This is a genomic window from Microbacterium sp. UBA3394 (assembly GCF_002358725.1).
GTDB classification, from domain to species: domain Bacteria; phylum Actinomycetota; class Actinomycetes; order Actinomycetales; family Microbacteriaceae; genus Microbacterium; species Microbacterium luteum.
In genome coordinates this window covers 8,502-17,580 of sequence record NZ_DEPK01000117.1, presented here as the reverse complement: position 1 = coordinate 17,580, position 9,079 = coordinate 8,502, and the positions used below count along the sequence as shown (strand labels likewise).

Annotated in this window: 8 protein-coding genes; 1 reads left to right on the top strand and 7 read right to left on the bottom strand. The window is 70.2% G+C overall.

All coding sequences use genetic code 11. From position 1 onward, the window contains the following. The 5 genes from B4E30_RS07365 to B4E30_RS07345 form a co-directional block, all read right to left on the bottom strand. On the bottom strand, positions 1-534 hold a 534-nt coding region (locus B4E30_RS07365), incomplete at its 3' end, for a hypothetical protein (protein ID WP_286794373.1). A 1-nt stretch (position 535) separates the two neighbouring features. Continuing rightward, positions 536-1,666, bottom strand: coding sequence for a serine/threonine-protein kinase (locus B4E30_RS07360; protein ID WP_286721335.1), 1,131 nt, complete (start codon positions 1,664-1,666; stop codon positions 536-538). A 109-nt stretch (positions 1,667-1,775) separates the two neighbouring features. Further along, entirely contained in the window at positions 1,776-2,429 is a 654-nt protein-coding gene (locus B4E30_RS07355; RefSeq protein WP_071044905.1) for a spermidine/putrescine ABC transporter substrate-binding protein, read from the bottom strand. 53 nt (positions 2,430-2,482) lie between these two features. Then, positions 2,483-2,986, bottom strand: a complete 504-nt coding sequence (locus tag B4E30_RS07350; protein WP_286794371.1) for a hypothetical protein — start codon at positions 2,984-2,986, stop codon at positions 2,483-2,485. A gap of 4 nt (positions 2,987-2,990) precedes the next feature. Next, complete coding sequence (locus B4E30_RS07345; protein ID WP_286794369.1) at positions 2,991-3,956, bottom strand: ABC transporter; 966 nt, start codon at positions 3,954-3,956, stop codon at positions 2,991-2,993. Positions 3,957-4,106: 150 nt separating this feature from the next. On the opposite strand from B4E30_RS07345, the gene B4E30_RS07340 reads away from it, so the two are divergent. Next, complete coding sequence (locus B4E30_RS07340; RefSeq protein ID WP_286794366.1) at positions 4,107-4,727, top strand: hypothetical protein; 621 nt, start codon at positions 4,107-4,109, stop codon at positions 4,725-4,727. On the opposite strand, the gene B4E30_RS07335 is transcribed toward B4E30_RS07340, so the two are convergent. Continuing rightward, complete coding sequence (locus B4E30_RS07335; RefSeq protein ID WP_286794364.1) at positions 4,724-5,344, bottom strand: hypothetical protein; 621 nt, start codon at positions 5,342-5,344, stop codon at positions 4,724-4,726. The genes B4E30_RS07340 and B4E30_RS07335 overlap by 4 nt on opposite strands. A gap of 168 nt (positions 5,345-5,512) precedes the next feature. Further along, a partial coding sequence (gene rpoC, locus B4E30_RS07330; RefSeq protein WP_286794362.1) for a DNA-directed RNA polymerase subunit beta' occupies positions 5,513-9,079 on the bottom strand: 3,567 nt, incomplete at its 5' end.

The following is a 9,079-nucleotide window of genomic DNA, read 5'->3' as shown; positions in this document are numbered from 1 at the left end:
GGAGTAGGCGAACAGGGTGCCGTCTTCGGCGACGGCGATCGCGTCGGCGGTGTAGGGCGGCGCATCGTCATCGCCCGCCGCGAACGGGTCGAGCTGCCCCGCGTCGCCGGCGATCTCGCCCGCGAACACGGTGCCGGCGTCGGTGAGATAGGCGACGTAGTCTCCGGCGGTGGACACGACCGTCGTGCCGGCGGGAGTCGACGGCGACGCCCGCACCGTCTCGTCGTCCAGATCGACCGGCTGCGCGCCGTCGATCGGCGTGACCTTCGACCAGCTGTCGGTGAACAGGAACGCCCCGCCGGCGTTCTGGGCGACCTCGCTCGGATTGGACACGGTGCGCACCGTGTCCAGTTCGCCGATCGCCGTGTTCACGCGGGCGTAGCGCGATCCCTCGCCGGTCTGCAGCGCCCACACGGACGCGTCCACCTCGGGGGTCTCCTGAGCGTCCAGACCCGGCCAGACGATGCCGGCCGTGAGCACGACGCCCGCGGCGGCGACGCCCGCGACGATGCCGGCCAGGGTGCGGCGCCGCACGTCAGATCACCCCCGCGATCAGCAGGGATGCGACGACGCCGACCGCGCCCACGAGCGCCGCCACGGCGACGGCCCACGGCAGCATCCGCTGCCGGGCCCGCTCGGGCGAGGTGAACTCGGTGTCCTCATCGCGTGCGAGTGAGGCGACGCCCGTGCGCGGCGCGGTCTTGCGGCGCACCTCCCGCTCGATGCGCGACCGGGCCGGTCCGCGCAGCGCGCTGTCGGCGAAGTCGATCGGGTTGGCGCCCGGCGCCCACTCCGATGCCGGGACCTCCAGCGGCGTCGGCGACACCCCGAGCGATTCCTGCACCGACTGCAGTGCCTCGGCGAACTCCCGCGCCGAGGCATATCGCTGCGCCGGAATACGACTCATCGACCGCGCGAGCACGTCTTGCAGCGCATCCGGGACATCGGTGCGCGGGATGGGCGTGTACGACGCCCGGGCGATGCGACGGCGCAGCAGATCCTTGGAGTTCTGCCCGCGCTCACGGCGCTCGAAGGGGCTGCGGCCGGCCAGCAGCGAGTAGACGGTGGCGCCGAGACTCCAGACCTCGCTCGAGATCGTGCCGGCCGTCTCCTCCGCGACCACCTCCGGCGCCGACCACGGAATCGACATCGCGAGCACCTCGTCGGCCTGCGTGCCGATGAGCGACGACGAGATGCCGAAGTCGGCCAGCACCGGGGTGCCGAAGGTCGTGACCAGGATGTTGCTGGGCTTCACGTCGCGGTGCACCAGCCCCGCACGGTGGGCCGACTCCAGCGCGGAGGCCATCCGCACCCCGATCGAGAGCACCTCGGTCACCGGCATCCGCTCGACGCGGTAGCGCTGCGACAGCGACCCGGGGCAGAACTCCATCACGATGAACGGCCTGCCGTCGGCGGAGATGCCCGCCTGGTAGACGGTCACGATCGACGGATGCGCCGACAGCCGCGCGAGCACGTCGGCCTCGGCGTTGAACATGCGACGCAGGTCCGCTTCTCGCACGTCGCTCGGCAGCACCTTGACCGCGACGTCGCGCCGGGGCATGTCCTGCTCGTAGAGGAAGACGTCGGCGAAGCCGCCCGAGCCGAGGGGACGGATGTAGGCGAGCCCCGGGAGTATCGGCGGCGCAGAAGGCAGGCGTGCGGCCACCGTTCCTCCCCCTGTTGCCCTGGCGCAAGCCCGCCCATGCTAACAAGCAGACCTGCTCGCTCCGCGCATCCCGCCGTGGGGCACGGCTCATCCCGCCGCGACGCAGGGCTCAGGTCAGCGGCGGCGGGTCGTCGAAGGGGGCGTCGAGGGAGCGGGTGAGCTCCTCGAGCATCGCGGCGATCTGCGGCTCGACGAGCTCGGCGACGGCCGCCTGGATGCGCAGCCGGTGGTGCAGGAGGATCGAGCACACCTCTCTGCCCACCATGTTCGCGTAGTCGTCGGCCAGCCCGACCTCCTGGCGCAGCGCCGCCTTCGCCTCGTCCGTCAGCGGCGGCAGCGCCGGAACGTCGGCGTCGGCCTCCTCCGCGAGCCCGGCGATGGTGAAGAGGAAGGGGGCCCCTGGCACCGGATCCGGGTCCAGCGGCAGCCCCTCGAACTCGGGGTCGAGGTCTTCGGCGGGCCGGTAGCTGCGGGCGCGGTTGCGTGCGGCCTGCTGGTCGAGCTCCGCCTGCAGCATCGGCAGGTTGCGCGCGGTGTAGTCGGCGACGGTGTGGTCGACGATCGTCTTGACCCGGGTGGAGAGCCCGTGCTGCACGCCGTGGGGCACGTCTGCGCCGAGGCCGGCCGCCGACAGCACGGGAGATCCGAAGCAGCGCCGACACGGCGCGACGCGGCCACGGTGGGTCGCCGGCTCCCAGCGGGGCAGCCAGCGCAGCCAGGCGTCCACCGCCTGGCTCACCTGCGTCTCGAGCGACCGCTCCACCCCTCCACGGTAGCCGTCCGTCCCCGATCCGACGGGGTTTGCGCCCTCCGGATTCATGCGTCGTCCTCGTCCTCCCACGACCAGCGGGGGCGGGATGCGCGCGTGCGCACGAGGGCGATGCCCGCCCACGCCGCCACGAGCGCCGCGGCGATGATGACGAGCCCGAACCAGGTCGTGGCCACGCGACCGGCAACCGCCGACGCCGCCCCGAGTCCCGACCCGGTGACCACCAGGGTGATCCACATGCCGGCGAGATAGGCGAGCCCCGTCGCCGCGGCGTTCCACAGCGACGACACGTACGAGGGATGCGGTCGGCGCACGACGGTCAGCAGCGTCAGGGCGAACGCGGCGATCGACGCGGCGACGGCCACCGCCCCGGGCGCCTGACCGAGACCGGGCGTCGCGATCACGGACTCGTCGGTGACCAGGCTCGTCATGCCGAGCCCGAAGACCAGCAGCGCGAGGTCGCCGACGGTGGCGAAGACGACCGCGACGCCCGGTCGCACGGATCCCCCGCCGGAGGCGGAGGGGTCCGGTGCGCCGGGCGTCGCGGTCACGGTCTTACGGGCGGACCAGCTGGGGTCCCGCCTCGAGGGTGCGCTCGTACTCGCGCTGCGCCTCGGTGTTGAGCTCGGTGACGCGCTTGCCGCGCGAGGCGACCCACGCTCCGTACCAGATCGTCAGTTCGCGGCCGAGGACGAAGGCGACGATCGCCAGCGGGGCGAGCACCTGCTCCTCGACGAGGGCCGCGCCCTCGCGGGCGGTCAGCAGCCAGAACGGCGCCTGGAAGAGCTGGCCGAGGATCTGACCGCCGTAGGACGCCAGACCCACCAGCAGACCGAAGATCACCCACGCACCCCACCGACCGCGGTTGATGATGGCGCCCAGCAGCCAGAACGACAGGAAGAAGACGACGACAGGCACCCACAGGGATGCCGTGGCGAGCGCCTCGAGCGCATCGGTGCCGATCGTCTCGGCGGTGACCGAACCCTCGATGGCGCCGAAACCCAGCCACGCGGCGAGGTACAGCACGGCGAAGGTGAGAGCGGCGAGCACGCCGATGGCGCCGGCGGCGGCACGGTTCCCGCGCGGGCGGGGGGCTTCGGGTGCCTGAACGAAGATCGGCTGCGGGCTGGCCGCGGGCGCGACGTAGGCGGGTTCCGCATGGACGGATTCGGCGTCCGTCGGCTGGGCGGCGGGCTCCTCCGCCCACGAGGGGACGTCGTAGGTCCGCTCGGTGTACGACGGCTCGTTGGCGGCGACGACCGTCTCATCCACGGGCGCGTCATAGGCCGTGGTGGCGGGCTCGTCCGAGACCGGCTCGCGGGTCACCGGCTCGGCGGTCTCCGTCGATGTCGGTTCGGCGGCGGGCTCCTGGGGATCGGGGTCGGCGGCGGCCTGCGCGGCGGCTTCCTCGCGACGGGCGGCCTCCGCGTCGGCGAGACCGGCGTTGGCCTGTCCGACCACGTCATCCACCGGGCCGGGCTCTTCGACCGGCTCCCCGTACGACGACTTGGGGTCACTCATCGTGATCGCACTCCTCACGCGGGGACGATCCCCGCAGTTGCGAAGATATCGCGGGGATGCGCGTGCGGCCTGCAGGCGTGCCGGGCGTTGCGGCACCGGATTCGTCCCGGATGCCTCCCGCGCGTCACGGCATCGGATTAGGGTGTCATCATGCTGCGCCGCCACGCTTCCCGCGCCGCCCTGGCGGCGGCATCCGTGCTGGTCGCCGCCGCCCTCGCCGGGTGCGCTCCGGACCCGGCCGACACCCCGACGCCCGATCCGACCGTCGGCGCGAAAGACCCGTCGGGCCTGCCGTCGCCGATCGAGTCGATGACGCCCGGCGCGACCCCGACACCGACGGTCGAGCCCGCCGCGGCGGTGCCGAGCGACTGCGAGTCACTGCTCGACGCCGAGGTGCGTGCGCAGCTGTACGGCATCCCGCTGAACGACCCCGCGTTCGGGCCGAGCGGCGTGCAGGCCGACGGGTCGCTCATCTGCATCTGGGGCGACCCGGCGGCGGACACGACGAGTCTCGTCACGACCATCGAGACCCTCTCGCGCGGCCCCGCCCTCGAGCAGCTGAACGCGCTCGTCGAAGACGAGGGGTTCACGTGCTACACCCCCGACGGGGGCACGCGGTGCGAGAAGACGTGGGACAACCCGGACTATCCGGTCACCGATGGGCGCACCCTGTTCTGGCGTGCCGACCTGATGATCGACACCCGGTACTCCAACCTCGCCCCGACCGGCTACACCTCCTCGGTGATCACCTCGATCTGGGGCCAGGGCTAGCCCCAGACCTGGTCGGCGACCCGCGCGGCGTAGTCCTCGGGATGCCACGCGCTCTCCCGGCTCGCCACCCACACCCCGTCACGGATGCGGTGCACTTCGACCTCGCCGGATGCGGTGCGCGAGCACGTGAGCGACGTCTCGGTGGTGTCGCACGTGAACCCCTGTCCGCGCAGGGCCGCATCGGCGACGGTGACCGCGTCGTCGGCGACGGTCGCGAGCGTCGTCGTGATGGTGCCGTACTCCGAGCGCCATCCGCACGTCACGGCCACGACGGGTCCCAGCAGATCGTTCAGCCCCTCCACCGCCGTGACGGGCGCGGCGCCGGTCTGCGACAGCAGGGCGTCCGGACTCCACACCAGCTCGGCCCACAGGTCGTCGGCGTAGAGCGCGCGGCAGTCGATGTCGGAGAAGTCCTCGGCCGTGATCACCTCGGCAGGGGGCACCGTCGGCTCGGCCTGCACGTTCTGAGCACTGCCGAACCGGAGGGCATCGCCGATGAATCCCACGACTCCGGGGATCTGCGGGGCGGCGAGCCACCCGAGCGCACCGACCACGGCGAGGCAGATCATCCCGATGGGTACGGCGAGCCACAGGCTCCGTCCGCCCGTGCGCGCCATCCGTCGACCCCTTCCGTCGCGCCTTCCACCGTACGTCGGAACGACGACGGGCCCCGGCATTGCCGGGGCCCGTCGATTCGACTTGTGTCTCGATACGCGGCTAAGCCGCTACTCGACCTTGAGTCGGTGTGGGCTCAACGCTGCTGCCCAGCATTGAGCCCACACGACTCAATTGTAGTTGCCGCTGAAGTCGTCCGTGGAGAAGCTGTCGAAGTCGACGTAGCTCAGGTCGGTGTCGCTGTAGGCACCGTCCGACGCGAAGATGCGGTTGGGGTACCGCTCGCTCTTCGCCTCTTCGGTGGCCTCGACCGTCACGTTGCGGTACTTCGCGAGCCCCGTGCCGGCCGGGATCAGCTTTCCGATGATCACGTTCTCCTTCAGGCCCACCAGCGGGTCGCTCTTGCCCTCCATCGCGGCCTGCGTCAGCACGCGCGTCGTCTCCTGGAACGACGCGGCCGACAGCCACGACTCGGTCGCGAGCGACGCCTTGGTGATACCCATGAGCTCCGGGCGGCCCGATGCAGGACGCTGACCCTGGGTGACGGCTTCGCGGTTGATCTGCTGGTACCGCTTGAAGTCGACCATCTCACCCGGCAGCAGCGGGGTGTCGCCGTGGTCGACCACGGTGACCTTCCGCAGCATCTGGCGCACGATGACCTCGATGTGCTTATCGTGGATCGGCACACCCTGCGAGCGGTACACGCCCTGCACGCCGCCGACGAGGTACTTCTGCACCTCGCGGGCACCCTGCACGCGCATGATCTCCTTCGGGTCGAGCGTGCCGACCTGGAGGGGCTGACCGACCGTGACGTGCTGGCCGTCTTCGACCAGCAGCGTCGCGCGCTTGAGCACCGGGTAGACGTGCGGCTCGTCGCCGTTGTCGGGCGTGAGGATGACCTTCTTGCTCTTCTCGGTCTCGTCGATCGTGATGCGTCCGTCGGACTCGGCGATCGGCGAGGCACCCTTCGGGGTGCGCGCCTCGAACAGCTCCTGCACGCGGGGCAGACCCTGCGTGATGTCATCCGCCGACGCCGAACCACCCGTGTGGAAGGTGCGCATCGTCAGCTGGGTGCCGGGCTCACCGATCGACTGGGCCGCGATGATGCCGACGGCCTCGCCGATGTCCACCAGCGAGCCGGTGGCCAGCGAACGGCCGTAGCACTGCGCGCAGACACCGACCGCGGAATCGCAGGTCAGCACCGAGCGCACCTTGATGCTCTCGACACCGGCCGCGATGAGCTGGTTGATCTCGGGGTCGCCGACATCCGAACCCGCCTCGAGCACGACCGCGCCCTTCGCATCGACCGCGTCGACGGCCAGGGTGCGGGCGAACACCGAGTTCTCGACGTTCGGGTCGCGCACGAGCTCGCCGTCGGAACCGGCGGCCGCGATGACGAACTCCAGACCCTTGTTCGTGCCGCAGTCCTCCTCGCGGATGATGACATCCTGCGAGACGTCGACGAGGCGACGCGTGAGGTAACCGGAGTCCGCGGTGCGGAGGGCGGTGTCGGCGAGGCCCTTGCGGGCACCGTGCGTGGCGATGAAGTACTCCGCCACCGACAGGCCCTCGCGGTACGAGGAGATGATCGGGCGCGGGATGATCTCACCCTTGGGGTTGTTCACCAGGCCACGCATACCCGCGATGTTGCGGATCTGCAGCCAGTTACCACGTGCACCCGAGGACACCATGCGGTTGATGGTGTTGCTCTCCGGGAAGTGCGCGCGCATCGCCTTCTGCACCTCGTCGGTCGCCTCGGTCCAGATCTGGATGAGCTCCTGACGACGCTCGGCGTCGGTGATGAGGCCCTTCTCGAACTGCGACTGCGCCTTGGCGGCCTGCTTCTCGTGCTTGGCGACGATCTCGCGCTTCTCCGGCGGGGTGAGGATGTCGCTCAGCGCGACCGTCACACCCGAACGCGTGGCCCAGTAGAAGCCGGCGTCCTTGATGCGGTCGAGGGTCGCGGCGACCTCCACCTTGGGGTACTCCTCGGCGAGCTTGTTCACGATCTGCGACAGCTTGCCCTTGTCGGCCTGCTCGCGCACGAACGGGTAGCCCTTGGGCAGGGCGTCGTTGAAGATCGCCTGGCCGAGCGAGGCATCCAGCAGCCCGTGACGGTCGTAGCCCTCGGGCGCTTCGCCCTCGAGGAACGTCAGCCCCGGAACCCGGATGCGCACCTTGGCCTGCAGGTCGAGGGTGCCCTCGTCCTTGGCCATGATCGCCTCGGAGACCGAGCCGAAGACGCGGCCTTCGCCGGTCGCGCCCTCGATGACCGTGGTCAGGTGGTGCAGACCGATGATCATGTCCTGCGAGGGCAGGGTCACCGGGCGGCCGTCCGACGGCTTCAGGATGTTGTTCGACGCGAGCATCAGCACGCGGGCCTCGGCCTGCGCCTCGACAGACAGCGGCAGGTGCACGGCCATCTGGTCACCGTCGAAGTCGGCGTTGAACGCCGCACACACGAGCGGGTGGAGCTGGATGGCCTTGCCCTCGACGAGCTGCGGCTCGAAGGCCTGGATGCCGAGGCGGTGCAGCGTGGGGGCGCGGTTCAGCAGAACCGGGCGCTCACGGATGATCTCCTCGAGCACGTCCCAGACCTCGGGGCGGTAACGCTCGACGGCGCGCTTGGCGGCCTTGATGTTCTGCGAGTGACCGAGGTCGATCAGGCGCTTGATGACGAACGGCTTGAACAGCTCCAGCGCCATCTGCTTGGGCAGACCGCACTGGTGCAGCTGCAGGCGCGGGCCCACGACGATGACCGAACGGCCCGAGTAGTCCACGCGCTTTCCGAGCAGGTTCTGGCGGAAACGACCCTGCTTACCCTTCAGCATGTCGCTGAGGGACTTCAGGGCGCGGTTGCCGGTGCCGGTGACGGGGCGGCCGCGACGGCCGTTGTCGAACAGCGCGTCGACGGCCTCCTGCAGCATCCGCTTCTCGTTGTTGACGATGATCTCCGGCGCACCGAGGTCGATCAGGCGACGAAGGCGGTTGTTGCGGTTGATCACGCGGCGGTACAGGTCGTTCAGATCGGAGGTCGCGAAGCGGCCGCCGTCGAGCTGAACCATCGGGCGGAGCTCCGGCGGGATCACCGGCACGACATCCAGCACCATCGCCGACGGGTTCATGCCCGTCTGCAGGAAGGAGTTGACGACCTTCAGGCGCTTGATCGCGCGGATCTTGCGCTGACCCTTGCCCTCGGCGATCTGCAGGTGCAGGCTCTCGGCCTCGGCACGCAGGTCGAACGCCGACAGGCGGCGCTGGATCGACTCGGCACCCATGTGCGCCTCGAAGTACTGCCCGAAGCGGTCCTGCAGCTCGTGGAAGATCTCGTCCTCGCCCTTGAGCGAGCCGACCTCCAGCGTGCGGAATTCCTCCCACACGCGCTCGAGCTTGGCGATGGAGTCGTCCGCGTTCTTGCGGATCGAGGTCATCTCCTTCTCGGCCGCGTCCTTGACCTTCTTCTTCTGATCGGCCTTGGCGCCCTCGTCCTCGAGCGAGGCGAGCTCCTCCTCCAGCTTCTGCAGCCGGGTCGCGATACGCGCATCCCGACGGTCGCCGAGGTTCTTCATCTCCAGGCGGAGGTTGTTCTCGTGCGTGGGGAGGTCGCGGTGACGCGCCTCCTCATCGACCGAGATCACCATGTAGGCGGCGAAGTAGATGACCTTCTCGAGGTCCTTCGGCGCCATGTCGAGCAGGTAGCCCAGGCGCGAGGGAACGCCCTTGAAGTACCAGATGTG